Origin of the sequence: Pseudomonas sp. 2,4-D, assembly GCF_030418155.1 — a bacterium.
In the GTDB taxonomy this organism is placed as follows: domain Bacteria; phylum Pseudomonadota; class Gammaproteobacteria; order Pseudomonadales; family Pseudomonadaceae; genus Aquipseudomonas; species Aquipseudomonas alloputida.
The window spans coordinates 121,447-147,241 of record NZ_JAUHUI010000002.1; the positions used below are offsets into that span (position 1 = coordinate 121,447).

Sequence of the window (25,795 nt, forward strand, 5' to 3'; positions counted from 1 at the left end):
TTTAGGCGGGAATCCACTGTGGAATCCTTGAAAATTTCCACGCTGTCATAACTCTGTGTGAATCAATAATGCGCGCAGTCTACCAGCATGGCCGCTACAAGGCTTGCAGGCGTTCATGCAGCCGCCCGGTGGCGGTCAGTTCCAGAAGTTCATCCCCCAGGCGCTGGCTCTCGGCAATGGCCTTGTACCAATAGCGCTTGCGCCCTGGCGCATCGCCCATGAAGCGCTTGAAGTCGTTGCGGTCGGGCAGTTTGCCGTAGGGCAGGGCTGCCAGGTATTGCGGCGAAGGCGTCATCAGCAGCACGTTTTGCAGGCGGGTGGCATCGCCCTTGCGCCAGGGCAGGGCCTTGTCGAACCAGCCGGGTACCACCTTGTCGGTGAAGTGCGGGTACAGCACCAGCTCGTCGCCGCGATAGGGCAGGTCGAGGTGATAGTCGAGCAGGCCGCCGTCGCGGTAGGTGCCGGCGCCGGCACCGGGGATGTCTTTCACGCCCTGCATGACCATCGGTATCGACCCGGAAGCGAGCAGGGCGTGGCGCAGGTTGGTCAAGTCCAGCAGCAGGTAGCGTGAGGGGAAGTCGGTCAGCGTGTCGAGCGGAGGCGCGGCGCGCCCATCGTGCAGAATGATGCGCTCGAAGTGTCGGGCCAGGCGCGAACGGCCCAGGAGGTTACTGGCAACCACCGAGCCCAGGCCCAGCCCCAGGCGGCCGCGATGGTCGTGAGCGAGCTGGCCATGGCTTTTCACCACCAGGATGTTCAGGCGGTAGTGCGGGTTGGCCAGCAGCTGGCCGTCGCGGCCCTCCAGCAGGTCATCGAGCATGCGTTGGCAACTGCGGCTGATTTCGGCCGGGGTGACGCCCTTGGCGAAATCCTGCTCGGTGTATAGCTCGCCCAGGCGGCGGATGCCGGCGACCGGGTCGTCGAGGCAGGCGCTGGCGAAGCGCCAGGCACCGATCGATGCGCCGATCAGGGCACGCTGACGGGGTGCCGAGGGTAGCAACTCGCCGAACAGCGCCAGGTCCAGGCCCTGGATGCCCAGCGGCTTCGGCCCACCCGCCGCGCCCGGCAATACCCCGACATCGGCCGCTTGCAGGCCGCGCTCGCGGATGTGTCGCAAGGCACGCTGGCCGGCCTTGAAGGTGAGGGCGGGGTATTTGATGTGGATGGCGCTCATGGCGGGTCTCTTGGGCTCAAAGCAGCCGTTACAGATAACACACCTGTGTGTGCCTGTATTGGCCCTTTCGCAGCGCAAGGCCGCACCTTGCACGAGGCCAAGTCGGGTTGGCGGCGTAACTGCGCTATCATGCCGCCAGTTGTTTTCAGGTTGAATTAAGGACCGCTGGTTAATCTTAACCCCGTAGACAACTTGCACAGTTCTCAGGAGAGAAGAACGATGAAAACCATGACTGCCCTGATCACCGCCGCTGCCCTCGCCCTGGGCGCCAATGCCGCCTTCGCCAAGGACGTTCAGCCTGACGAAGTGGTCAAACTGGTCAACGCCAAGACCATCAAGTCGCTGGACGAGCTCAAGGCCGCTGCCGTGGCCAAGCACCCAGGCGCCACCGTCACTGACTCGGAACTTGAAGACGAGTACGGCCGCTACATCTACAAGGTCGAGCTGCGTGATACGCAGAACGTCGAATGGGACGTCGACATGGATGCCAAGACCGGTGAGGTGCTCAAGGACGAACGAGACAGCTGATGATCCATGTATCCCGGACGGCACGTTACCTGGCGCTCTCGCTGCTTGCCGTCTGCTCCCTGGCTGTTGCCCGCGACCTGGACCAGGATGAAGCCCTGAAGCTCCGTCAGAAGGGCATCATCCTGCCGCTCGAACAGCTGCTCGAGACCGCCCTGGGGCGTCACCCCGGGGCGCGTCTGCTGGAAGCCGAGCTGGAAGAAGACGATGATCGCTACGAATATGAAGTCGAGTTGCTGACGACTGAAGGTGTGGTGCGCGAGATCAAGCTCGATGCCAGCACCGGCGCCCTGCTCAAAGACGAGGAAGATGACTGAATGCGCCTGTTGCTTGTCGAGGACAACGTACCGTTGGCCGATGAACTGACCACCGGCCTGCAGCGCCAGGGCTATGCCGTGGACTGGCTGGCTGATGGCCGTGACGCGGTTTACCAGGGACAAAGCGAGCCTTACGACCTGATCATCCTGGACCTCGGCCTGCCTGGCTTGCCCGGCCTGGACGTGCTGGCCCAGTGGCGCGCCGCCGGCCTGGCCACACCGGTATTGATCCTCACTGCCCGCGGCTCCTGGGCCGAGCGCATTGAAGGGCTGAAGGCAGGGGCTGACGATTACCTGAGCAAGCCCTTCCACCCCGAAGAGCTGCAACTGCGCATCCAGGCGTTGCTGCGCCGCGCCCGTGGTCTGGCCAATCAGCCGAAGCTGGAAGCGGCCGGCCTGCACCTTGACGAAAGCCGTCAGTGCGTGAGCCGCGACGGGGTGGATGTGCAACTGACCGCCGCCGAGTTCCGCCTGCTGCGCTACTTCATGCTGCACCCGCAGCAGATCCTGTCCAAAAGCCACCTGGCCGAGCACCTCTACGACGGTGAAACCGAGCGCGACTCGAACGTGCTGGAGGTCCACGTCAACCATTTGCGCCGCAAGCTGGGCCGCAGTGTGATCGAAACCCGTCGCGGGCAAGGCTACATCTATGCCGGGAGCGGCGAGTGAAGTCGATCCAGGCGCGCCTGAGCCTGGGCCTGGTGGCGGTACTGGTGGTAGTCGGCGTGGTGCTGGCGCAACTGACCTTGTGGCTATTCGAAGCCGGGCTGCAGCGTTATCTGGAAAACGGCCTGCGCAACGAAAGCGAGAACCTTCTGGTGGCATTGGTGCGCGGGCCTTCGGGCCTACAGCTGGATGAGCGGCGTATCTCGCCTGCCTATCAGCGGCCGTTTTCCGGTTACTACTTCCGCATCGATTTCGACCAAGGTACCTGGAGGTCTCGTTCGCTGTGGGACCTGGACATGCCCAAGCCCGCAGCGCCCGGGCTTTCCGATAGCCATGAACTCGGCCCCGAAGGCCAGCAGCTGCTGGCCCTGCGTGCCGACTACCGGCGGCTGGGCCAGGACATTTCGATCAGTGTGGCTCAGGACTATTCACCGGTGCGCGAAGGTTTCCGACGCTTGCAGCAGATCGGCCTGGGCATGGGCCTGGTGGCGCTGATCCTGATTCTGGTGCTGCAGCGCATCACGGTTACCCGCTCGCTGCGGCCGCTGGAGCGGGCGCGCCAGCAGATCGCCCAACTGCAGCAGGGGCGGCGCTCGCAGCTGGATGCCGAGGTGCCCAGTGAGTTGGTACCGCTGGTGGGGCAGATCAACCACTTGCTCAGCCATACCGAAGACAGCCTGCGCCGTTCACGCAATGCCCTCGGTAACCTCGGCCATGCGCTGAAGACGCCGCTGGCGGTGCTGCTGAGCCTGGCTTCCAGTGAACGCCTGCAGGGTCTGCCGGAGGTGCGCGCGCAAATGCGCGAGCAGTTGCAGCAGATTCAGGAACGCCTGGCGCGCGAGCTGAACCGTGCGCGCCTGGCAGGGGATGCGCTGCCGGGTGCGCAGTTCGATTGTGATGCCGAACTGCCGGGCCTGCTCGGGACCTTGGGCATGATTCATGGCGAGGGCCTGCTGCTGGCAAGTGATGTGTCGCCCGGGCTGTTGTTGCCATGGGACCGCGAGGACGTTCTGGAACTGTTGGGTAATCTGCTGGACAACGCCTGCAAGTGGGCAGACAGCGAAGTGCGCGTGGGTATCGCGTCGAACGCCGAGGGCTACCGGCTGTGGGTTGATGACGATGGCCCGGGTATTGCGCAAGACCAGCGGCAGCAGGTGCTGGAGCGAGGTTCACGGCTGGACGAACAGGTGGCTGGGCATGGGCTGGGGTTGGGCATCGTGCGCGATATCGTTGACGCATGGGGCGGCCGCCTGGCCTTGCTGGAGAGCCCGCTGGGCGGGTTGCGGGTGAGCATCGACCTGCCGCGCAAGGCTCGGTGATGCCGGGGCCGCTGTGCGGCCCATCGCGACACAAGGCCGCTCGCACAGGTGTACGCAATCCCCTTTGGCCCTATCAGTACTGCAAAAAAATTGCAGTACAGCCGCAGTTTTTTGAATTAGCCCAAATTCCCCCCACCCGGCAAAATCCTCCCACGAAACCCTGTGGTTTCCATCTCTCCACGGACGGAGCCCCTTGTGGTATTGCATGCGCAATACGAGGCCCAGGCCAACTCGGCTGGGCTTTCTTTTTGAACAGAAAAACCAAAGATCCCGATTGCCCAAATGTCTGCCTCGCATTCCGAAAGTCGTCTGCAGCGGCTGTTGCCGGCCCCTCTCAACATCCCCCCAAAAGAATGGTTGCGTGCCGGTATCGGTGCGCTATTTGGCCTTTTCCTCGCGGGCTGGCTGACCAGCATGGCCTATGGCCCGAACATCGCCCTGCACTTGCTCGGCCCGCTGGCTGCTTCGGCGGTACTGGTGTTTGCGGTGCATTCCGGCCCCTTGGCCCAACCTTGGCCGGTGTTGGGCAGCTACGCCCTGGCGGGTGCAGTGGGGCTGGCCATGCGCGAAGGCTTCGGCCCCGAGCTGTGGGTGGCTGCTGCGGCACTCGGCATCTCGATCCTGGTCATGTGCCTGTTGCGCTGCCTGCACCCGCCGGGTGGCGGTGTGGCAGTGAGCGCGGTGCTGGCCGACCCGGGGTTGACCGCCATGGGCGATCACCTGCTGGAGCCGGTGCTGCTCAATGCGCTGATCCTGGTGACAGTGGCAATCGCCTACAACCGTTTGACGGGTGTGCGCTACCCGAAAGGCGCGGTGCCACGCAAAGACCTGCACCACACCCATGACCCACTGCCCGGCGAGCGGGTCGGCATCCGCAGTGAAGACCTGGACCAGGCCCTGGAAGAGCTGGGCGAGTTCGTCGACGTCACCCGTGACGAGCTGGAGCGCATCATCCTCGCCACCGAGCAGCACGCCCTGCAGCGCAGCCTTGGCGGTATCACCGCGGCCTCGGTGATGTCCCGCGATGTGCAGTTCGTCACGCCTGATACCACGCTGGAGCAGGCCTGGAAAATGCTCGCCAGCCATCACCTGAACACCCTGCCTGTCCTGCAGCACGGCAAGCTTGTGGGCATCGTCAGCCTCAGCGACCTGGTTGGCCCGGCGATGCAGCGTGGGCGTTTCAGCTGGCGCGGTCTGTTCGGCCGCCAGGCGGTGCGCATGGCGCAAGTGATGAGCAGGCGGGTTGTCAGTGTCAGCAGCCAGCACCCGTTGGAACGCCTGCTGCCCTTGTTGTGCGAACAAGGCCTGCACTGCTTGCCGGTGCTTGATGGCGACAAGCTGGTGGGGGTGATCACCCAGACCGACCTGATTGCCGGCCTCAAGCGTCAGTTGCTCAGCAAGACCGAGGCTTCAGATAACCGGGTCCCAGCGTTGTGACCAGTCGCTGGCGCCGGCAGCTACCAGCCGGCGCAGGATCGCGAAGGCCTGTTGCAGGGCTTCGCTGTCACGTTTACGCGGGTACACCAGAAAGGTCGGGTAGGTGAACTCCGGAGCCTGAGGTACCCGCTCGAACACGCCGCTGTCCAGATAGGCCTGCACCACCCGCGTGCGGAAGTAGCCACTGCCGCCTTGGTCGAGTATGAACTGCAGGGCCAACGGGCCAAGGTTGAAGCTAAGCGCCGGGCGCGCGCAGTCGGGCAGGGCCGCATCATGCTGGCGGCGGAAGGCCTCGCCCCAGTCGATGTAGATGTACGGCTCGGGCCGCTCGACCCGGCGCACGCGAATCAGCTTCTCTTCCATCAACTGCTCCACCTGCAGGCCTGGACCGTAGGTCGGCTGGTAGACCAGCGCGGCGTCCAGCAAGCCCATCTCGACCTTGCGCAGCAGCGACTCTCCATCGCTGACCTCGCTGCGGATGGCATGGCTGGGCAGTTCACGGTGCAGGGCACTTACCCAGTCGAGCATCATCGGGTTGCCCAGGCTCACCTCGCCGCCCACATGCAGCACCTGCTGGCAACCTTCAGGCAACGGCAGGTCGCGGCGCGCGGCTTCCCAGGTTTGCACCAACTGGTTGGCATAACTGACGAACGCTTCGCCATCGCTGGTCAGGCTGGCGCCGCTGCGGCTACGCACGAACAGCTGGCAACCCAGTTGCTGTTCCAGGCGCTGCACGCGCGCGGTGATCGCGGTTTGTGACACGAACAGGCGTTCGGCCGCGGCGACCAGGCTGCCGCAACGCACAATTTCCAGGAAGGTACGGGCCTGCTCGATGTCCATGGGCTGCTCGGTGGTTGAAGGGGTGGCCTATTCTAGAGGCTTTGCACTGTTATGGGGCGTTATTGCGTTGTCTGCAAATTTGCAGGTCGGTTGTGACTTTAGTCCCATGGCGGCGTGGGTAGAGCGGTCCATACTCAGGTTTCGCCCTTCAATAACAACAAGTACCGGGTTTTTAACGACATGAGCTACCAGCACAGCTACGCCCATTCCATTTCCGACCCTGCCGCGTTCTGGGCGGAACAGGCCGCAGACCTGGCCTGGCACCGCAAGCCTGCCTTGACCCTGCAAGACAACGCCGACGGTACCCACCGCTGGTTCGCGGATGGCCGCCTCAACAGCTGTTACCTGGCCCTCGATCACCAGATCGAGCAGGGCCGGGGCGAGCAGTTGGCGCTGATCTACGATTCGCCCGTGACCGGTGTGCAGCAGACCTACACCTACAACCAGTTGCGCGACGAGGTAGCACGCCTGGCCGGTTTGCTGCGCCAGCTGGGGGTGAACAAGGGCGATGGCGTGATCATCTACATGCCCATGGTGCCGCAAGCGGCCATGGCGATGCTGGCCTGCGCGCGGATCGGCGCGGTGCATTCGGTCGTGTTCGGTGGCTTTGCCGCCAACGAGTTGGCCCTGCGCATCGATGACGCTCGGCCCACCTTGTTGCTGACGGCATCGTGCGGGCTGGAGTTCGACCGGGTCATTGCATACAAGCCGCTGGTTGACCGTGCCCTGCAACTGGCCCGGCACCAGCCGCGCAATGTGCTGGTGCTGCAGCGGCCACAGGCGCACGCTGAACTGCTGCCAGGCCGCGACCTGGACTGGCAGGCGGCCTTGGCCGGCGCCGAACCGGTGGCGCCCGTCGAGCTGGATGCCGGCGACCCGCTGTATATCATGTATACCTCAGGCACCACCGGTAAACCCAAGGGTATCGTCCGGGAAAACGGCGGCAATGCCGTGGCGCTGTGTTACGCCATGCGCCATATCTATGGCATGCAGGCCGGCGATGTGTGGTGGGGCATTTCCGACGTCGGTTGGGTGGTCGGCCACTCACTGATCGTCTACGGGCCGTTGATGAGCGGCTGTACCACCGTGTTCTACGAAGGCAAGCCAATCCGCACCCCGGATGCTTCGGCCTATTGGCGGGTGGTGGAGCAGTACCAGGTCAACGCGCTGTTCTGTGCACCTACGGCCATGCGCGCCATCCGCAAGGAAGACCCGGAGGGCGACCTGATTCGCAAACATGACCTCAGCTCGCTGCGGCAACTGTTCCTGGCGGGGGAAAAGCTGGATTCCAGCACCCATGAATGGCTGGAACGGGTGAGTGGCAAGCCGGTGCACGACCACTGGTGGCAGACCGAGACCGGCTGGCCGGTCACCGCGCCTTGCGTCGGGCTGGAGGGCAGCGCGGCGAAGCCAGGGTCGAGCAACCGGGCGGTGCCGGGTTACAACGTTCGCGTACTGGATGACGAAGGCCACTTGCTCGGGGCCAACCATCAGGGTTCGATCGTGATTGCACTGCCACTGCCCCCCGGCTGCAGCCAGACGCTGTGGGGGGATCACGAGCGCTACCTGCAGGCCTACCTGCGCACGTATCCGGGGTACTACCACACGGGTGACGGCGGCTATCTGGACGATGATGGCTTCGTCTACATCATGGGGCGCACCGATGATGTGATCAACGTTTCCGGTCATCGTTTGTCCACCGGTGAAATGGAAGACCTGGTCGCCCGCCACCCGGCGGTAGCGGAGTGTGCTGTGATCGGTGTGCATGACGAGATCAAGGGTCAGGTACCGTTGGCGCTGGTGGTACTCAAGGATGGCGAGGGCATTGCCGAGGCGCAGTTGCTGGTGGAGCTGGTGGGCAGTGTGCGCGAGGAAATTGGCCCGCTGGCCTGTTTCAACCGGGTCCGGCTGGTGAAGCGCCTGCCCAAGACCCGTTCCGGCAAGATTCTGCGGGCGGTGCTGCGCAAGATTGCCGATGGGCAGGATTATGTGCCGCCTTCGACCCTGGATGACCCTGCGGTGCTGGGTGAGATCGAAGCGGTGCTGGCGGATTTGCCCAGGGCGGGTTGATGGTTTGTCCTCGATGGCCCCTTCGCGGGCGGGACGCGCATCGGTGGCTCGGCAGAGGCCGTCGTAGGCGCGGGTTCACCCGCGAAAGGGCCGGGCCTGCTGACCAATCTCCACCCGCCGTTCACCGTTGCGGCCGCTACCGTATTCGCGGGTAAACCCGCTCCTACAGACGCATCGGTGGTCGTAGGAGCGGGTTCACCCGCGAATGGGCCGGCTCAGGCACTGCAGGCTCAGGGGGCAATCTGGTGCAGTTGCCCCAACCGGCTGCGGGTACGCATCAGGTCGGCCAGCGGGCCGCCCAGGCTCTCTTCCAGCGGACGTTTACCTATGACAATCACCCGCCGATCCTGGTCATACAGCACATCCACCAGGTTGACGAAGCGCTGCTGAGCCGCCAGCGAACACGCCGAGAGGTCATCCAGCCCATCGATGACCCACTCGTCATACTCCCTGGCCAGCACCAGGTAGTCGATGACCGCGGTGGCCTTCTCGCACAGATCGTCAAAGCCAAGCACCACCCGCCGGCCATCGATGGCCAGCGCTCGCAGCGGGCGCTTGTTCACGTCCAGTATCACCGGTTGTTCGCTCGGCACATTCAGCGCCTGGCGCTGCGCCGCATCACCCGGCCAGATATAATGGCCCTGGGTAAAACGCTGATGCTCGCGGTTGGCCGGCAAACTGCGAAAATCCGTGTCGCCACCGACTTCGAGCACTTGCATCGAGCTGTTGATCAGGCGAATGACCGGCAGAAAACGTTCGTGATACAGCGGGTTGGGCAACAGCCCTTCGGGCGCGTAGTTAGAGGTCACCAGCAGGTACACGCCACGGGCGAACAAGGCGTTGAACAGCCGGGTGAGCAGCATGGCATCGCCTATGTCATGCACGTGGAATTCGTCGAAGCACAGCACCTGGCAATCACCCACCAGCTCGTCCAGCGTTGCGCCCAGCGCGTCGTCCAGCGCCCGGTGGCGGTGCATGCCCTGGTGCAGGCGTGCAAAGAAATCATGAAAATGCAGGCGCAGCTTGGCGGCTATCGGCACGGCCTGGAAAAAGCCATCGAGCAGCCAGCTTTTACCCCGGCCGACCGAGCCGTACAGGTACAGACTGCGCGGTTGACCTTGTTCAAGCTGCGTCAGTTGTTCGGCCATGCAGTGGATTACCCGCCGCTGACCGTCACTCAGCTGATAACCACGGCTGTGCGCCTTGTCCTCGAACCAGCCGAGCAGCTCGCTCTGTTGATTGGCGGTGCCGCGCAAGCGTTGGCCAAGCTGGCGCAGCGGGGTAGGGATCCAGGCAGACAAAAGCAACGCTCCTTGGGCGATGGCGGGGCAGCCTGCAGCTTGCCCGAGAGCGGCCATTTTGACTAATAGAGAAAGTGCCGGGCAATCATCACTTCTTGCGATAGGTCTGGCCGCCTCTTGTGCCTGTACGGGCTATGCCTTTCGCTCCAGCTGGCGCTCGATCATGTACTTCACCGCCAGGCGACGCTCCTTGAGGTGGCGCAGGTCTTCGTCGACGAAGTTACCGGCCGATATCGATTCGGCAGCGAGCACCTGGTTATCGATGTCCATATATTCGTCCAGCAAGCGGTCCAGCGCCTTGTCCTGCTGGCGGCGCTGCTGGACGATTTCGCGCGGGTAGTGCAGGTCCTGGTAGAGATCGTGAGAGACAGGCATGGGGTCCTCCTTGGTCAATGCAATGGGCTTACCTGATTGGAAGTGTGGAATGCGATTGTGTTGAAGCGAGGCGGGCGGAAACCGACGGACGGTCGCTACACCAGCGCCCAAATGACTAACTCGCTGTTTTTTGGCAATTTTTTTGATCAGGGGGGTTCACAGACCGAAAGTTTGTTGTTAAAGTGCCGCGCATTCCAAGACAACAACCCGGTTGTCACTCAGTTGGAATTGTCAGAGCAGCAAACGCTGCATCCGATACAGGGGCGTCGCCAAGCGGTAAGGCAGCAGGTTTTGATCCTGCCATGCGTTGGTTCGAATCCAGCCGCCCCTGCCATTTTTCAAGATTCAAACGTATTTAACCCGGCGCCAGGAAAGATGAGCACTGGGTTTTCGCGTTTTCGCGTTTTCGCGTTTTTGTGATTTTGCGCGCCTCCGCACCTTCTGAGCGCGGGGCGTGCCTTACCGGGTTACCCGGAAATCCCCAGCATTTCGTTCAGCGCCCTGGCCAGTTCATCAGCCTGCACCGGCTTCTGGATCACCAGGCTGCCCGGCAGGTCCAGCCCCTGCAACTCCGCATAACCGGTAAGAAACACCACCGGCAGGCGGGGGTACCGTTCGCGGGCAGCCAGCGCCAGTTGAGCACCATTGAACTCGGGCATGGCGAAATCAGTCAGCAGCAGGTCAATGTCGTCATCCAGCAATGCCAATGCCTGCTCGCCGCTGTGCGCCTGGCGCACCTGGTAGCCGTATTGGCGTAACACATCGCCAAGCATGTCGCGCACCAGGTGGTCGTCGTCCACCAGCAGCACCGTGCGGTTATGGCCGCTTTCGCTGATTGACTGACTGAGCACTGCTGCTACGGGTTCGTTCACCATCTCCTCTTTTACCGCCGGCAGGTATACCGCCACCTCGGTACCGCGACCGAGTGTGGTGTCGATGCGCACGCCGCCACCGGACTGCTTGGCAAAGCCGAACACCTGGGCCAGGCCCAGGCCCGAACCTTTGCCAATGTCCTTGGTGGTAAAGAAAGGCTCGAATACCTTGGCCAGCACCTCTTCGCTCATGCCGCAACCCGTATCGCGGATGCTCAGCATCACGTACTCGCCCGGGTCCGGGTCTTCCGGGCGTTGCGGGCGCTTGTCGATATGGGTGTTGCGCGTTGTCAGGGTCAGCTGGCCGCCGTCGGGCATGGCATCGCGGGCATTGATCGCAAGGTTGAGGATGATCATCTCGGTCTGGGTGGGGTCGGTCAGTGCCTGCCACAGGGCCAGGTCAAGGTCCAGACGTACCGAGACGTTGCCACCCAGCGTGCGGCGCAGCAGCTCTTCCAGACCGGCCAGGGTACGGTTGAGGTTCAGCGGCACCGGCTCCAGACGCTGGCGGCGGGAGAAGGCCAGCAACTGCGAGGTCAGCTTGGCACCACGCTCGCCTGCTTCGCGGATATGGGTGAGGCGAGTGCGGGCCTTGTCCAGGTCGGCCTTGGCCAGATCGCGCTCCAGAAAGCTGGCACCGGTGAGTATCACCGTCAGCAGGTTATTGAAGTCATGCGCCACGCCAGCCGTTAGTTGCCCAACCGCTTCCAGCCGCTGCATCTGCTGCAGAGCGGCCTCGATGCGCTCGCGCTCGTTGATCTGTTCGCGCAGCCGCGCGTTGGCGTCTGCCAGGCTCAGGGCGGCTTCGCGCTCGCTGGTGATGTCGCGTGCCACCACGTACAGCAAGGTGTCCTCCGGCACCACCACCCACGACAGCCAGCGCTGTTGGCCGCCGGCATGCAGGATGCGACCGACAAAGCGTGCGCTGGTGCGGCCGTGGGCGAGGGCGGCCAGTTCGGTGAGTAACTGTTCCTGGTCCTGCTCAGGCAGCAGGTGCAGCAAGGACGACTGGCTCAGGCGTTCGCGTGAGAAGCCCAGGCTGGCTTCCCAGGCGGGGTTCAGTGCGACCGGGGTCAGGTCTTTGTTCAGCACGGCCAGCAAATCCTGCGACAGCTCCCAGGCACGATCGCGTTCGCGGGTACGGCGCTCGACCCGCTCGCCAAGCATCTCGTTCAGCTGACGCAGCGCCTGGGTGGCCTGGCGTTGCGCGTGGATGTCCTGCAGTACGCCTGAGAAGCGAACGCACTGATCATCGACGAACTGGCTTTGGCCGCTGCTCAGCAACCAGCGGGGCTCCAGGCCATTGGGTTGCGCGATCCGAAACTCCACGCGGTAATGACCGTCACTTTCCGGGCGCATGGCATGTTCCACCGCCTCGCGCACCAGTGGCAGGTCGTCGGGGTAGATGCCGGCGTAGAACACTTCAAGGCTCATTTCGGTGCTGGTGGGCAGGCCGAACAAGGTCTTGCAGCGGTCATCCCACAGCAACAGGCCCTCTTGCGGGCGCAGGTCCCAGGTGCCCATGCCGGCGGCGTCGATGGCGATGCGAGCACGTGCTTCGACGTCCGCCAAGGCCTCTTCGGCGCGGCGACGGCGCTGGCGTTCCTGTACTTCGCTGAGGGCCCGGCGCACGGCTTTGGGCAGCAGTGGCAGGTTCTTCTTCAGCACATAGTCGGTCGCGCCCAGGCGGATCATTTCCACCGCGTGCTCTTCGCCATAAATGCCGGACAGGAATATGAACGGGATGTCGGGTGCCAGGCGTTGGGCGATGGCCAGCACTTCGGTGCCGGACGAGCCTGGTAGCACGCAGTCACACAAGATCAGGTCGTAGCAGGCCTGGCGCAGGGCATGTTCGACACCCGCATGGTCGAACACCAGCTGCGACTGCACATGCAGCCCGCTGCGCTCCAGGCGCATCAGGGTAAGCTCAGCGTCCATCGAGCTGTCTTCGACCATCAGTAGTTTCAACGGCGTTTGCTGCATCGTTGCGGCGGCCTCAGTTGCTACCGCGACGGTTCAGTCGCAGTGAGCCGGGTGGCGGTTCGTTTAGCACTGCCCAGAATACCCCGAGGTCGGAGATGGCGGTGACGAATTCCTTGAACTCCACGGGTTTGACCACATAAGCGTTTACCCCCAGCTCGTAGGCACGCAACAGGTCGGGCTCTTCGCGCGAAGAGGTGAGCATCACGGTGGGGATGCTGCGCAGTTCGGCAGTGGCGCGCACTTCCTTGAGCACTTCGAGGCCGTCGACCTTGGGCAGTTTCAGGTCGAGTAACAGCACGGCAGGGTTGCCGTCATCGCGCTCGGCATAGGCGTTGCGGCGCAGCAAGTAGTCGAGCGCATCAGCGCCGTCACGCAGCACGATGACCTCGTTGGCCAACTGGCTGCGCTCCAGGGCCAGCAGGGTCAGCTCCAGGTCTCGGGGATTGTCTTCGACCAGCAGAATGGGCTTGAGCATGATGGTAGCGATGCCTCAGGTAGCAGTGTTTCGGGGTAGGGTGAAGTGGAAGCTGGCGCCCTGGTCGACCTGGCCAGTGGCCCAGACTCGACCGTCATGGCGCTCGATGATGCGGCGTACGCTCGCCAGGCCAATGCCGGTGCCTTCGAAATCTTCCATGCGGTGCAGGCGCTGGAAGACGCCGAACAGCTTGTTGGCGTAGGCCATGTCGAAGCCCACGCCATTGTCGCGGATGCAGACCTCGGTTTCGTCAGGGTGCTGTACGGCACTGATCTCGATGCGAGCAGGCGTACGGCCGCGAGTGTACTTGATGGCATTGGCTATCAGGTTGTGCAAGGCCATGTTGATGAATGCCGGGTCGCCGATCACCTTGGGCAGCGGGGCGATGTCCCAAACGATTGCGCGGCCTTCGTAATCGGGGGCTAGCTCGCTGCGAATGGCCTCGACCAGGGCGTTGAGGTCGACGTCGGACAGGCGCAAGGCCGAGCGGCCCATCTGCGAGAAGTTGAGCAGGTTGTCGACCAGGCTGCCGGCAAAGTGCGCCGCCTCACCGATATGCTGCAGGAAGCGTTTGCCGCGTTCGCTCAAGCCTTGGCCTTCGATCTCGCCAAGCAGTTCGGTATAGCCGGCGATGTGCCGCAGCGGGGCGCGCAGGTCGTGGGAAACACTGTAGGAAAACGCTTCGAGCTCCTTGTTGGAGCGGCGCAATTCGCCAGCCAGTTGTGCCAGCTCTTCGGCCTTGCGCAGGACAATGCCCAGTACCGCGGCGCGCAGCTCCATCACGCCCTCGATCACCAGTGGGTCCCACGCCTGACAATAGCCGCGCAGTTCTTCCTGCCAGCGTTCAAAACTGTTCCGCGGGTCGAGGTTGCCCTGTGGCCCGACCTGCTTGGTCGGCTGGCCGGCCCAGTTGACCGTGCGTATCTGCTCGGGGCGGAACCACAGCAGGTAGTGCGAGTGGATCTGCGAGATGGCCACCGCCAGCACCCCGCCAGCATGGTTTGCCAGCTCGGGCAGCTCAGTGATGTCGCGGCGCAGGTTGTCGCTATGGAACACCTTGTCTTCGTCACGTTGGCTTAGCCAGTGTACCAGCGCCGTCACCTGGGCCTCAGGCGGGGTCTGGCCGATCAGGTCACAGCGCTCGGCCGAGATCACTGCCGCGCCCTGGGCGTCGGCGAAGGCCAGCAGCACGTGAGGCAGGTCGCGCAAACCGTCACTGACGCTGTCGTGGTCGGCCATGGACGAGATCATGCGTACAATGTGCTGGCGCAGCGCCAACAGCTTGCGCGTACTGGCATGGGACTCGCGGGACTCTATCTGCAACGACAGTACGCTGGCCAACAGCTCGCAGGCCGTGCGGGTGCGCAGGTCCACCGGGCGTGGCTGCTGATGGTGGCAGGAAATCAGCCCCCACAGCTCGCCGTCGACCACGATCGACAGCGACATCGAGGCCAGCGTGCCCATGTTGCGCATGTACTGCAGGTGCACAGGTGACACGCTGCGCAGTACAGCAAAACTCATGTCCAGCGCCTTGCCGGTGCGCGGGTTGGTTGCGGGCAGCAGTGGCGAGGGCTGATAGTTGGCATCTTCGATCACGCGGATACGGTTGACCCGGTAAAGCTCGCGCGCCTGGCGCGGGATGTCTGCAGCCGGGAAACACAGGCCTGCGTAGCTGGGGTAGTCCGGGTCGGCCACCTCGGCCAGCACCTGGCCATTGCCTTCGGCATCGAAACGGTACGCCTTGACCCGCCCAAAGCCGGTGATGCGCTTGAGCTGCAGCACCGCTTGTTGCAGCAGGTCTTCGATACTGCCGGCCAGTTGCAGACTGGCGACAAAGCTGCGCACCAACGGGTAGTAGTCGCCTTGCCCGACCAGGTCTGCTGGCAGGCGGGGTGGTTCGAACTCGGCAATCAGTACCTGATCGTGGCAATGGACCAGCATGTGCAGCAGGGCACTGATGGGGGTGCCCTGGCGCAAGCGCACGTCGCCAATGTGGAAGGGGAAGACTTCGTCTTCGGGAAGCCGTGTGAGGTGCGCGTGCAGGTCAAAGCCCTCGTGAACCAGGTCGGCGAAGTGGCAACCGATCAGTTCGCGGGCTGGCAAGCCCAACCAGTGCTCGACATTTTCACTGGCCTGCAGCACGCACAGGTCGGTGGCATCCAGCACCAGCAGAAAGCCGTGAGGCTGGATGCTGCCCGGAACCTGAATCGGTTCTTGGGCACAGCGCTCCATGGCGTCTGCCAGTGAGTTGTCTGCAGTCATGATTGAAAAAGCTCCTGTCATGTCCGTCCGTGTACGGCACAGGTGTCTGGCGCGGGACGAATACGATTCACCCTAACAGAATCCCGGTGAATTTACCGGCTCCTGGCCATTGGAGGCACGGGGTGGCCACGGGTTCTGTGCGGTACAGGCTTTTTTTGATGCCACGGTATCGCTTTGTCGCTAATACAAAAAAATGGCTTTATGCCACATCGGCTGCGCCGCCTCACTGCTACGCTCAGTTCAAGACGTTTCGATAAGGATAACAAGGTGACGGAGCGTATGCTGGCCGCGCTGTTCGGCCTGTTGTTCAGCGGCACTACCGTTGCTGCGGATTTTCTCGTGGAGGTGCGGGTACTGGTGCAGCGTGGCTGCATGCTGGTCAACCAGACCCGCGATGCGGGAGCCCAGGCCCTGGGACGGATCGACCTGGGTGCTACGGCGCGCCTGGATGGCCCTGGCGCGCCCTTGAGTGGTGTGCTGCTGAGCCAGCGCCCGCCGCGCCTGGAGTGCAACCCGGATACGCCCTATCAGGTGCGCGTCGATGGTGGCCAGCATGGTGGTGTTGGCGAACTGCGCTACCTGGCGAGCGACGATCGCCTGGCGCGGCCCATTCCTTACCGCTTGTACCGTGACGCTGCCTGGCGTGAGCCGCTGGCAGTGGGGGTAGCCCAATCGGCGCGTGTACCGGGCAGCGGTTCGGTTGAATTGCCGTTGTACGCACGTATCGACAAATTGGCCTGGGTGCCAGATGCAGGGGTTTATGCCGACCTGCTGAAAGTCACCGTCACCTGGTAGGGACGCCACCATGCACAAGGACGCCATGCCATGAGCCGCACTTCGATCCTGTTGCTCACCCTCGGCCCGCTACTGGTCCCCGGCGGTGCGGTGCATGGCAGCACCACCGGTTTCATACAGGCGCGGCTGGTCATCAGCGCGTCTTGCCAGATCAGCAGCAACGAGACGCAACCGGCTGTGTTGGGTGACCCAGGCGTACTGGACTTTGGCGAGCGCGGTCCGAACTGGGATCAGCCGTTGCGCAGCCAGGTGGACGAAGTGGGCGGTCAGGGTAGCCTGCAAATCAGTTGCACACCTGAGGTTCGGGCCTTCAACGTGCGTATCAATGGTGGTCTCAATGGCGACGATGGCATTCGCCGCCTGAGCAACGGCCGTGAACTGATTCCTTATCAGCTGGCGGTCGACCCAGGCGGTAACAGCCGCTACGGCGTCGGCCAGGCGCGGGCCTTCACCATTCGCAGCAGCCAGCAAGTGCCGATTCCCATCTACGGTGTGGTAGTGGCGCAACCGCGGGCGCTGCCGGCCGGGCTTTACCGCGACACCCTCAGAGTGACCCTGGACTGGTAACCACGCAAGGAGACTCCGATGCGAACGAACCTTTCATATTGCTTCCTCGCAGGCCTGGGCCTGGCGTTGGCTTCCCAGGCCCAGGCGGCCACGGTGACGGGGAGTATCAGCTCGACCCTGACGCTGACTGCGGCGTGCCAGGTCAATGGCACGTCGGGCACGTCGGGGCTTGACTTCGGTGCCCTGGACTTCGGTACCGAGGATGCCTTGTTCGTCACCGCCGATGCCCAGGTGCTGGGAGGCGGGGGAGGCGCCATGAGCATCCTGTGCTCTGCAGGTACGGTGCCTGTGATCAAAGTGAGTGCAGGCCTGCATGATGGCCAGTCGAGCGGTGGCACCCGTGCGCTCGCTGATGGTTCTGGCAACTTTGTGCCGTATGACCTCTATACCGACGCGGGGCGTACGGCGTTGCTGGCGGTCGACGACACCATCACCCTGCCGACCAGTACCGGCGCCGCTCAGACGGTCAACCTTTATGGCAAGGCCGTCGGCAAGGCGGGCCTGCCCGCAGGGGTCTACAGCGACACGATCTCGGTCGAGCTGTCGTTCTGACCCATGCGCGGCTGGCTGGCAGGAGGCCTGACTGGCGTCAGCATGTTGTTGGCCGCTCCGTTGGGGGCAGTGACCACCAGTACCTTCACGGTGACGGCGCAGGTTGTCGCCGGGTGCCTGGTGGTGGGGGGTGTCACCAGCTACGGCACGCTCGATTATGGCTCGCAGTCGGCGCTGTCCACGGGGCTGCTCAGCACATCGCTGGGTGGTTCTACCGTGACGTTCCAGTGCACGCCGGGCGTGGCCATGAGTATGAGCCTGGACGGCGGGCAAAACAGTGCCAGTGGCACACGCAACCTGAAGCGCACCAGTGGCACGCAAATGCTGGCCTACCAGTTGTACCGGGACGCCGCCTATAGCCAGGCCTTGGGGATCGGCCAGAGCGTGGCGGTGAGCTATTCCGACCCGACGGCGATCAAGTTACCGGTGTACGGACGGGTTCAGCTGACCGGCACGCAGCCGGCAGGGACCTACACCGATGTGGTGCAAGTGACGGTGACCTGGTAACGGCCAGCGCCACCCATGACAAGTGTCTAAGGAGAGCTGCATGCGGGCAGGCGCGAAGTGGACGCGTGGATTGACTGGATTATTGTCGCTGGCAAGCCTGCCGGCCTGGGCGGCCACTTCGGTGCTGATCTGGCCGATCGACCCGGTGCTGGAGGCCGACCAGAAGGCAGGTGCGTTGTGGCTGGAAAACCGTGGCACTGCGCCGGCAAACCTGCAGGTGCGGGTATTCGCCTGGCGCCAGGGTGATTACCAGGAGCAGTTCCAGGCGCAGCGCGAGATTATCGGCAGCCCGCCGGTCGCCAACATTGCACCCGGGCAGAAGCAACTGATCCGCCTGACCCGTACCGGCCCTTCACCGGCCGGCCAGGAGCAGGCTTACCGCATCATCATCGACGAGATTCCGCCCGCCATTGCGGTCGACAAGGCCGAGCCCGGCGCGACGGCGGCCATTCGATTGCAGATGCGCTATTCGGTGCCGCTGTTCGTCTATGGCGAAGGGCTGTGGGGCAAGGCCGACCCTGAAGGCAGACGCAATGCCGAGGGCGTGGGCAAGCCGCAGCTCAGCTGGCGCCCGGTGACGGTGCAGGGCAAGCCCTATATTGAACTGCGTAACACGGGCCCGGTACATGCGCGGCTGACCGATGTGGTCGTGCAGCAAGGCAGCCAGAGCAAGCCACTGGCTGAAGGCCTGCTGGGTTATGTGCTGCCGGGGGCAAGCATGCGCTGGCCGGCTCCCGTCGCATCCGGCAACGGCAGCGTGCTCAAGGGCAGGGTCAATGGTCAGCGCTCGGCGGACGCCATCCGCCAAGGCCAATGAGCCAACGGCTGAATGAAGTGCAGGGGCCAAGGAGGACCCGGCAATGGTTGGAAACCGTGTGTGAAGTGGCTCCCGGCGACGACGTGCCGCTGGTGCCTGGGGCTGGCCATGGTCAGCCCCGCGCTGGTGCTGGCCGACGACTTGCCCCCACCGCCCACGGAGATGTCCGCCATCGCCGAGGCCACCCTTTACCTCGACCTGGTGGTGAACCAGATGCCCAGGGTTGACCTGATACCGGTGCAGCAGCGGGCCGGGCGGTTGTATCTGGACAGCGACGTATTGCGTGCAGCCGGCGTCTCGCTGCCGGGCAATCCCCAGGGGGAGGTGGCCCTGGACAGCATCGCGGGGCTGCACACCGACTACGACAGTCAGAACCAGCGCCTGCTGCTGCAAGTGCCGCCAGCCTGGTTGCCAGAACAGCAAGTGGGTGATCGCAACCTTTACCCGGCCAGCGATGCGCGCAGCAGTTTCGGCGCCTTGTTCAACTACGACCTGTATCTCAACGACACCGATGAAGGCGGTACCTACCTGGCCGCCTGGAACGAGCTGCGCCTGTTCGACAGCTGGGGTACCTTTTCCAGCACCGGGCAGTGGCGTCAGTCTTTCAATGGCGCACAGGCGGACGATACCCGCCGTGGCTTCATGCGTTATGACACCACCTGGCGCTTCACCGACGAGCAGCGCCTGCTGACCTACGAAGCCGGTGACTTCGTGACGGGTGCCTTGCCCTGGAGCAGTTCGGTGCGAGTGGGTGGGGTGCAGCTGTCACGCGACTTCGCTGCGCGTCCTGATCTTGTCACTTACCCGTTGCCTGCGTTCGCCGGTGAAGCGGCGGTGCCGACGTCGCTTGACCTGTTCATCAACGGTTTCAAGTCCAGTACCACCGAACTGCAGCCAGGCCCCTACACCCTGACCAATGTGCCGTTCATCAACGGTGCCGGGGAGGCGGTGGTGGTCACCACTGATGCCCTTGGCCGGCAGGTGTCGACCACCTTGCCGTTCTATGTCACCAGCAGCCTGCTGCAGAAGGGCCTGTCGGACTACTCGGTGGCCGCCGGGAGCCTGCGCCGTGATTACGGCGTACGTGATTTCAGCTATGGACCGGGTATCGCCTCGGGCAGCCTGCGCTATGGGCTCAGTGACATCTTCACCCTGGAAACCCACGCCGAAACGGCTGAGTCGCTGATGCTGGGTGGGCTGGGTGGCAACATGCGCATGGGCAACTTCGGCGTGCTCAACGCCGCCTTGGCGCAAAGCCGGTTCGATGGCGAAAAGGGGCACCAGGTCGCCCTTGGCTACCAGTACAACAGCCAGCGCATCGGCTTCGGTTACCAGCGCCTGCAACGCCACGGCGACTATGCCGACCTGAGCCGGGTGGGCTCTGCGGAGATGCAACTGAGCAAAAGCAGCGAACAGGTCACCCTCAGTGTCAACCTTAACGAGTACGGCAGCATTGGCGCTGGCTACTTCGACGTGCGCGCCGGTGACGGTACGCGTACCCGGTTGATCAACCTGAGCTACAGCAAGCCGCTGTGGGGCAGCAGCAGTGTGTACCTGTCGGCCAACCGTGAAGTGGGTGACAGCCAGTGGGCGGTGCAGGCGCAACTGGTGATCCCGTTCGACTTGCACGGCACCTTGGCGCTGAGCATGGAACGCAGCAATGAAGGCGAGACCCTGCAACGGGTCAACTACAGCCGTGCGGTGCCAGCGGGTGTCGGCGTCGGTTACAACCTTGGGTATGCCGCAGGCAGCGACCGTGATGCCTATCGCCAGGCCGACGTCACCTGGCGCCTGCAATCGGTGCAATTGCAGGCCGGTGTGTATGGCAGCAGCGGCGAGATGACCCGCTGGGCCGACGCCAGTGGTTCTCTGGTGTGGATGGATGCCGGCGTGTTCGCCGCCAACCGTATCGATGATGCCTTCGTGGTGGTCAGCACCGCAGGTTACGCGGATGTGCCGGTGCGTTATGAAAACCAGGAAATCGGCCGTACCGATGCCAAGGGGCACTTGCTGGTGCCTTACAGCAGCGGTTACTACCGGGGTAAGTACGAGATCGATCCCATGAACCTACCACCGGATGTCCTCGCGCCGGACGTTGAGCAGCGTGTGGCGGTACGACGGGGCAGTGGCTACTTGCTGGAATTCCCCCTCAAGCGCGTCATGGCGGCCAGTGTTGAATTGGTGGATGGCAATCAGCAGGTGCTCAAACTGGGTAGCCGTGTTACCCACGCAGAGAGTGGCACCCAGGCGGTGGTGGGATGGGACGGGCTGGTATACCTGGAGAACCTGTCGTTGCATAACCGCCTTCAGGTGGCGCTTGAAGGGGGTGGGCATTGCGAAGTGGCGTTCGACCTGCCCGAAGCGCAAGGCTCGGTCCCTTTGATTGGTCCGTTGGTGTGCCGATGAATGCCTGGCGGCGGGGCCTGGTGGCGAGCGTGCTGCTGTTGCCGAGCAGTACGGCCTGGGCGCTTTGCTCATCGGTGGCCACGTTGCCGGCAGCGTTTGGCAGCCTTAATTCAACGCAGGTTCGCAACACGGTACAGACGGCTTCCAGCCTCAACTCCGGGTTGCAGTGCACCGGTTCACTACTGACCGTGCTCAGCAGCGGTGATCACTTCTACGCCACGATCACGCCCGCCTCGGGCGGGCTGGTCGGCCCGACAGGCGATGTCATTCCCTACACGCTGTATGCCGATAACACCACCCGCTACCCGATTACCCGGGGTGTGGCCTACGACTTCGCCCGCAACGGCATCCTCGACTTGCTGGGGCTGCTCGGCGGTACCACGCCCAAGGCGGTGCCGATCTACATGCGCACCCAGATTGGCAGCAATGTCGCGGCCGGGTTGTATCAAGAGGCCCTGACCGTGGCCTGGAGCTGGGATTATTGCTCGGGGATTGGCGCGTTAGGGATATGCCTTGGGCGCGACATCGGCTCGGGTAGCCAGCTCTTGAACGTGAGCCTGACGGTGACCAACGATTGCCAGATCACCACGCCTGACATCAGCTTCGCCAGTGCGCCGGTGGTGGCGGGGTTCGGCACGGTGAGCCAGGGCATAAACGTGTCATGCACCAAGGGCAGCAGCTACACGGTAGGGCTGGGTGACGGGCAGAACGTGTCCGGTGGGCGGCGGCGGATGAAGTCTTCGGTCAACAACTACCTGGCCTATGACATTTTCAAAAGTGCCGGCACCGTGCGCTGGGGGGCGTCAGGGGCTGCCAGGCGTTCCAGTACAGATGCCGACATCAACCCCGGCGTGGGTACCGGCACGGGTAGCCAGGTGTTCAACTACAACGCCAAGGTCTATACCGATCAGGCGACACCGCCGGCTGCGACCTATACCGACAGTGTGATACTGGATGTGCAGTTCTGAACGGCGGTCAATACCCCCGAAGCAGCCGCCGCGTGTCGCGACGGGCTGCTCCTGCAGGGGCTGCGCAAGACGAGGTTCAGCGCAAATCGCCAACCATGCTTGCCAGGGTCTCCAGCACCGCGCCGGCCAGTGCCTTCGAGCGCGCCCCCGACCACCCGGTGACTGCATCGGGCGCGTCGTCATGGTCCTTGAACGGCATCTCCAGCGTCAGTGACAGGCAGTCATGGGCCATGCCCACCGCATTGCAGGCCAGCGTCGTATTCGCCTGTCCGGGCTCGTCACGGGTATAGCCATGCACCGTCTGGAAGTCGCGGGTCAGGCTGCACAAGGTGCTACGGAACTGCTCTTCGAGTTTGGCCAGCCGAGGGGTGTAACCCGGGTTGCCCTCGCATGCGGCCGTGAACACGTGGGGGATCTCTTCGTCACCGTGCACGTCGATGAAGGCATCCACACCGTACTGCTTCATCTGCGCTTGTGCAAAGAACACTTCCGGGCTGAATTCGACGCTGGCGTCCTGCCAGGCGCGGTTGAGGTCCTTGCCCTTGAAGTTGGTGCGCAGGTGGCCAAGGAAGGCGCCGTCGGGGTTCATGTTGGGGATCAGGTAAAGGTCGGCCTTGGCCAGCAATCGCTGGATCACTGCGTCGTTGGCCTGCAGGCGGTCGATCACGCCTTCCATGAACCATTCGGCCATGTGCTCGCCCGGGTGCTGCTGGGCAATCAGCCACAGCTTGCGCTTGCCTTCGGCACCGTCACCTGCCCGCAGCAGCGGGATATCGCGGCCCTGGATACTGCGGCCGCTGGCCAGCAACTCGATCCCCGGGAGTTCGCGGGCACGCTCGATCAGCTGGTTGTGGCGGGCCCGCGGGTAGGGCTCGAAGTAAGCGAACCAGATCTGGTCCTGTTCAGCCTTGACCTCGAACGATAGCGCCGTACCGTCGAACTGGCTTGGCACGCGGAACCAGCGCTGCTGGTCGTAGCTGGCCACAGCGTTGTAGCCGCTCCACGCGTTCTTGTACGAGGAGCCAGAAGCGTTGTCCAGGCTGAAGCGATGGACCTGCCCCGGTGTGAGCCCGCTGACCTTGAAGTGGAACCACTGGTAGTGGCCGCTGTGGGTGTCCGGGCGGATGGCCAGGTGTACCTGGGCCGGGTTGCTGGCATCCAGTACCTGGATGTTGCCGGAATCGAATGCGCAGTCGATCTGCAGGGGGGACAGCGTCACGGTCATGTGCCGGGCTCCTTTGCGGGCATTGTTGTAGGGGTACTGTATACGGCTTGGCAGGGATGCTGTGCAAGATCAGGCAGGGCGAGCCGTTGGCGGGCAGCTGGTATGCCGCGAGCCAACGGCCGGCAAAGGTGTGAACGTCAGGTTATTTGAAGAACTGACTGGGCGTGGTACCGAACTGGCGTTTGAACATGCTGGCGAAGGCACTTGGGCTGTCATAGCCCAAGGCCCCTGCCACATCGATGATTCGCTCGCCCAGGGCAATCCGCTCCAGTGCCTGCATCAGCCGCGCCTGCTGGCGCCACTGGCCGAAGGTCATGCCGGTTTCCTTGCGGAACAACCGCTGGATGGTCTTTTCGTCCACCCCCAGTCGCAGGCCCCAGTCGGCAACCGTGGCGTTATCCTCGGGCCGTTCATGCAATGCCGTACAGATCACCCGCAGGCGCTGGTCGCTGGGCTGCGACAGCTTCAGCGGCAAGGTCGGCAGTACGCAGATTTCGTCGAGGATCAGGCGCATGACCCGGGCTTCGCGCGAGTCCTCGGCAAAGGGTGCGGTGAAGCCCACCGAGGCCTTGATCAGTTCGCTGAGCAGCGGCGAGATGCTGATGGCCTTGCTCTGCAGGGGCAGGCCGGTTGCCGCGTCGATGCGCACGAACACACTGCGCATCTTCACGTCGCCGACACAGCGAATGGCATGCACCTGGCCGCAAGGCATCCACACACCTCGGCTGGGTGGCACTGTCCAGCATTCGTTTCCGGACTCGACGATCATCAGGCCTTTGATGGCATAGATCAGTTGATGCTTGGTATGGCTATGGGGCTCGATGAACCAGTCGCTTGGGTAGTCTGTCGCACGGCTACCCACTTCCCAGGTCCACTCATCGACCTCCACCAGCAATTCACGCTGCGGCTTTACCATCGTGACCTCGTATCGAAGCAGCCTGGCAGCGCCACTTTAGCAGCAACGGCCAGGACGGGCCTGCGAGCGGGTGGCCGGTAGCAAGGCGGTGGCCAGCCCGAGCAGCGGCAGGAACGCAATGGCCTGGTACACCCACTCGATGCCATGCCGGTCGGCCAGTGCGCCCAGGCCGGCTGCGCCCACGCCGCTGATGCCGAACATCAGCCCGAACATCACCCCCGAAACCATGCCGACCCGGCCTGGCACCGCCTCCTGGGCATACACCACCAGGGCAGCGAATGCCGAGGACATCACCAGGCCGATGGCCACCGCCAGCACGGCTGTCCAGGCCAGGTTGGCATGGGGCAGGGCCAGGGCGAAGGGCGCCACACCGAGGAACGAGACCCAGATCACGGCCTTGCGCCCGATGCGATCACCCACCGGGCCACCGGCAAAGGTGCCCAGCGCAACGGCTGCGAGGAACACGAACAGGTACAGCTGGCTGTGCTGCACACTCAGGCCGAAATGCTCGATCAGGTAGAAGGTGAAGAAGTTGGTGAACGAAGCGATGTAGACGAACTTGGCGAACATCAGCACGGCGATCACCGCCACAGCGCGCCACATGGCACCCCGCGACAGGCCGGGGGCCTGTTGGCCAGCGAAGGTCTTGAGCCGGGCCTGGCCGTGGCGCACGCTCCAGCCTGTCACCCGCAGCAGCACCAGAACAGCCAGCGCAGCGGCCAGCATGAACCAGGCAATGGCCGGTTGGCCGTGCGGAATGATGATGGCAGCAGTGAGCAGCGGGCCGAGGGCCGAGCCGGTATTGCCGCCGACCTGGAAGGTGGATTGCGCGGTCCCGAAGCGCCCGCCGGAGGCCATTCTGGCCACCCGCGAGGCCTCTGGGTGGAAGGTGGCCGAACCCACGCCGACCACGGCGGCGGCCACCAGCAGCATTTCATAGCTGCCGGCAAAGGCGAGCAGGGCGATGCCCACCAGCGTCACCAGCATGCCGGCAGGCAGCAGGTACGGCTGCGGGTGCTTGTCGGTGAACATGCCGACCCAAGGTTGCAGCAGGGAAGCGGTCACCTGATACACCAAGGCGATCCAGCCGATCTGGGCAAAGCTCAGCGCGAAATCGCTTTTCAGCATGGGGTAGATCGATGGCAGTACGGCTTGAATCAGGTCATTGAGCAGGTGGGCGAATGCAGCAGCACCGACGATGCGCACGACAAAGCCCTGAGGCTGGTCGGCAGGCGTGGCGGCGGCTACGGAGGCGGCGGAGGTTGTCATGGGCAAGGTTCTTCTAGGGCAAGGGAACAAGGCGTTGCCGCAGCAGGTTATCCAGTGCCGAGGTTGCCTGTCTCACGCCGAACAGGCAGCCAATATCGCGTTTCGGGCATCCGTGCCCGCAGCCTGACAGAGCACGCAGGCGGCCGGCCTTTCATCA

Annotated in this window: 23 protein-coding genes and 1 tRNA gene; 14 read left to right on the plus strand and 10 right to left on the minus strand. The window is 63.6% G+C overall.

The window, feature by feature from the left end; translation table 11 throughout:
- Positions 1-94: 94 nt before the first annotated feature.
- Complete coding sequence (locus tag QYE47_RS02840; RefSeq protein WP_241791668.1) at positions 95-1,174, minus strand: patatin-like phospholipase family protein; 1,080 nt, start codon at positions 1,172-1,174, stop codon at positions 95-97.
- A 219-nt stretch (positions 1,175-1,393) separates the two neighbouring features.
- Here QYE47_RS02840 and QYE47_RS02845 point away from each other — a divergent pair, with 219 nt between their 5' ends.
- The 5 genes from QYE47_RS02845 to QYE47_RS02865 all read left to right on the plus strand — a co-directional run bounded on the left by QYE47_RS02845 (position 1,394) and on the right by QYE47_RS02865 (position 5,438).
- The gene (locus tag QYE47_RS02845; protein WP_010953306.1) at positions 1,394-1,702 is read left to right on the plus strand and encodes a PepSY domain-containing protein; all 309 of its coding nucleotides are present in this window, start codon (positions 1,394-1,396) and stop codon (positions 1,700-1,702) included.
- Positions 1,702-2,016, plus strand: a complete 315-nt coding sequence (locus QYE47_RS02850) for a PepSY domain-containing protein (RefSeq protein WP_003250344.1) — start codon at positions 1,702-1,704, stop codon at positions 2,014-2,016. The genes QYE47_RS02845 and QYE47_RS02850 overlap by 1 nt, the downstream gene beginning before the upstream one ends.
- A complete protein-coding gene (locus tag QYE47_RS02855; RefSeq protein ID WP_014591651.1) occupies positions 2,017-2,685 on the plus strand; it encodes a response regulator transcription factor in 669 nt (222 codons plus the stop codon).
- The gene (locus QYE47_RS02860; protein WP_070384065.1) at positions 2,682-4,001 is read left to right on the plus strand and encodes a sensor histidine kinase; all 1,320 of its coding nucleotides are present in this window, start codon (positions 2,682-2,684) and stop codon (positions 3,999-4,001) included. Before QYE47_RS02855 ends, QYE47_RS02860 begins: the two co-directional genes overlap by 4 nt.
- Before the next feature lie 282 nt (positions 4,002-4,283).
- The gene (locus QYE47_RS02865) at positions 4,284-5,438 is read left to right on the plus strand and encodes an HPP family protein (protein WP_070384064.1); all 1,155 of its coding nucleotides are present in this window, start codon (positions 4,284-4,286) and stop codon (positions 5,436-5,438) included.
- Here QYE47_RS02865 and QYE47_RS02870 read toward each other — a convergent pair.
- Positions 5,412-6,278 carry a LysR family transcriptional regulator gene (locus QYE47_RS02870; protein ID WP_010953310.1) on the minus strand — a complete coding sequence of 289 codons (867 nt, stop codon included), beginning with the start codon at positions 6,276-6,278 and terminating at the stop codon, positions 5,412-5,414. The two genes, QYE47_RS02865 and QYE47_RS02870, sit on opposite strands and share 27 nt — an antisense overlap.
- Positions 6,279-6,458: 180 nt before the next feature.
- On the opposite strand from QYE47_RS02870, the gene QYE47_RS02875 reads away from it, so the two are divergent.
- Positions 6,459-8,348 (plus strand): propionyl-CoA synthetase, encoded by a 1,890-nt coding sequence (locus tag QYE47_RS02875; RefSeq protein WP_070384063.1) that lies wholly within the window; start codon positions 6,459-6,461, stop codon positions 8,346-8,348.
- A gap of 230 nt (positions 8,349-8,578) precedes the next feature.
- On the opposite strand, the gene zapE is transcribed toward QYE47_RS02875, so the two are convergent.
- The gene (gene zapE / locus QYE47_RS02880; RefSeq protein ID WP_070384062.1) at positions 8,579-9,649 is read right to left on the minus strand and encodes a cell division protein ZapE; all 1,071 of its coding nucleotides are present in this window, start codon (positions 9,647-9,649) and stop codon (positions 8,579-8,581) included.
- Between the two features lie 132 nt (positions 9,650-9,781).
- Positions 9,782-10,024: a hypothetical protein gene (locus QYE47_RS02885; RefSeq protein ID WP_012271609.1), complete on the minus strand. Its 243-nt coding sequence runs from the start codon at positions 10,022-10,024 to the stop codon at positions 9,782-9,784.
- A 259-nt stretch (positions 10,025-10,283) separates the two neighbouring features.
- On the opposite strand from QYE47_RS02885, the gene QYE47_RS02890 reads away from it, so the two are divergent.
- Positions 10,284-10,358: transfer RNA gene (locus tag QYE47_RS02890), tRNA-Gln, on the plus strand.
- 133 nt (positions 10,359-10,491) lie between these two features.
- Here QYE47_RS02890 and QYE47_RS02895 read toward each other — a convergent pair.
- Genes QYE47_RS02895 through QYE47_RS02905 form a run of 3 tightly spaced genes read right to left on the minus strand, consistent with a single transcriptional unit; the run spans position 10,492 to position 15,616 of the window.
- Positions 10,492-12,879 (minus strand): response regulator, encoded by a 2,388-nt coding sequence (locus tag QYE47_RS02895; RefSeq protein WP_014591646.1) that lies wholly within the window; start codon positions 12,877-12,879, stop codon positions 10,492-10,494.
- Between the two features lie 13 nt (positions 12,880-12,892).
- Positions 12,893-13,354, minus strand: coding sequence for a response regulator (locus tag QYE47_RS02900; RefSeq protein WP_003250360.1), 462 nt, complete (start codon positions 13,352-13,354; stop codon positions 12,893-12,895).
- A gap of 15 nt (positions 13,355-13,369) precedes the next feature.
- Complete coding sequence (locus tag QYE47_RS02905) at positions 13,370-15,616, minus strand: ATP-binding protein (RefSeq protein ID WP_070384061.1); 2,247 nt, start codon at positions 15,614-15,616, stop codon at positions 13,370-13,372.
- A 267-nt stretch (positions 15,617-15,883) separates the two neighbouring features.
- Here QYE47_RS02905 and QYE47_RS02910 point away from each other — a divergent pair, with 267 nt between their 5' ends.
- The 7 genes from QYE47_RS02910 (at position 15,884) to QYE47_RS02940 (ending at position 22,228) form a co-directional block, all read left to right on the plus strand.
- Entirely contained in the window at positions 15,884-16,411 is a 528-nt protein-coding gene (locus QYE47_RS02910) for a spore coat U domain-containing protein (protein ID WP_020191522.1), read from the plus strand.
- A 30-nt stretch (positions 16,412-16,441) separates the two neighbouring features.
- Entirely contained in the window at positions 16,442-16,978 is a 537-nt protein-coding gene (locus tag QYE47_RS02915; protein ID WP_012052961.1) for a spore coat U domain-containing protein, read from the plus strand.
- An 18-nt stretch (positions 16,979-16,996) separates the two neighbouring features.
- Entirely contained in the window at positions 16,997-17,530 is a 534-nt protein-coding gene (locus tag QYE47_RS02920) for a spore coat U domain-containing protein (RefSeq protein ID WP_014591643.1), read from the plus strand.
- A gap of 3 nt (positions 17,531-17,533) precedes the next feature.
- Complete coding sequence (locus QYE47_RS02925; RefSeq protein ID WP_014591642.1) at positions 17,534-18,037, plus strand: spore coat U domain-containing protein; 504 nt, start codon at positions 17,534-17,536, stop codon at positions 18,035-18,037.
- Between the two features lie 40 nt (positions 18,038-18,077).
- Positions 18,078-18,854, plus strand: coding sequence for a molecular chaperone (locus QYE47_RS02930; RefSeq protein WP_014591641.1), 777 nt, complete (start codon positions 18,078-18,080; stop codon positions 18,852-18,854).
- A gap of 108 nt (positions 18,855-18,962) precedes the next feature.
- A complete protein-coding gene (locus QYE47_RS02935) occupies positions 18,963-21,260 on the plus strand; it encodes a fimbria/pilus outer membrane usher protein (RefSeq protein WP_070384060.1) in 2,298 nt (765 codons plus the stop codon).
- Positions 21,257-22,228: a spore coat U domain-containing protein gene (locus QYE47_RS02940; RefSeq protein WP_070384059.1), complete on the plus strand. Its 972-nt coding sequence runs from the start codon at positions 21,257-21,259 to the stop codon at positions 22,226-22,228. Before QYE47_RS02935 ends, QYE47_RS02940 begins: the two co-directional genes overlap by 4 nt.
- 76 nt (positions 22,229-22,304) lie before the next feature.
- Here QYE47_RS02940 and QYE47_RS02945 read toward each other — a convergent pair whose 3' ends face one another.
- The 3 genes from QYE47_RS02945 to QYE47_RS02955 all read right to left on the minus strand — a co-directional run bounded on the left by QYE47_RS02945 (position 22,305) and on the right by QYE47_RS02955 (position 25,638).
- The gene (locus QYE47_RS02945) at positions 22,305-23,453 is read right to left on the minus strand and encodes a M14-type cytosolic carboxypeptidase (protein WP_070384058.1); all 1,149 of its coding nucleotides are present in this window, start codon (positions 23,451-23,453) and stop codon (positions 22,305-22,307) included.
- 142 nt (positions 23,454-23,595) lie between these two features.
- Positions 23,596-24,369, minus strand: a complete 774-nt coding sequence (locus QYE47_RS02950; RefSeq protein ID WP_019437447.1) for a helix-turn-helix domain-containing protein — start codon at positions 24,367-24,369, stop codon at positions 23,596-23,598.
- 36 nt (positions 24,370-24,405) lie between these two features.
- Positions 24,406-25,638: an MFS transporter gene (locus QYE47_RS02955; protein WP_070384057.1), complete on the minus strand. Its 1,233-nt coding sequence runs from the start codon at positions 25,636-25,638 to the stop codon at positions 24,406-24,408.
- Between the last annotated feature and the right edge of the window lie 157 nt (positions 25,639-25,795).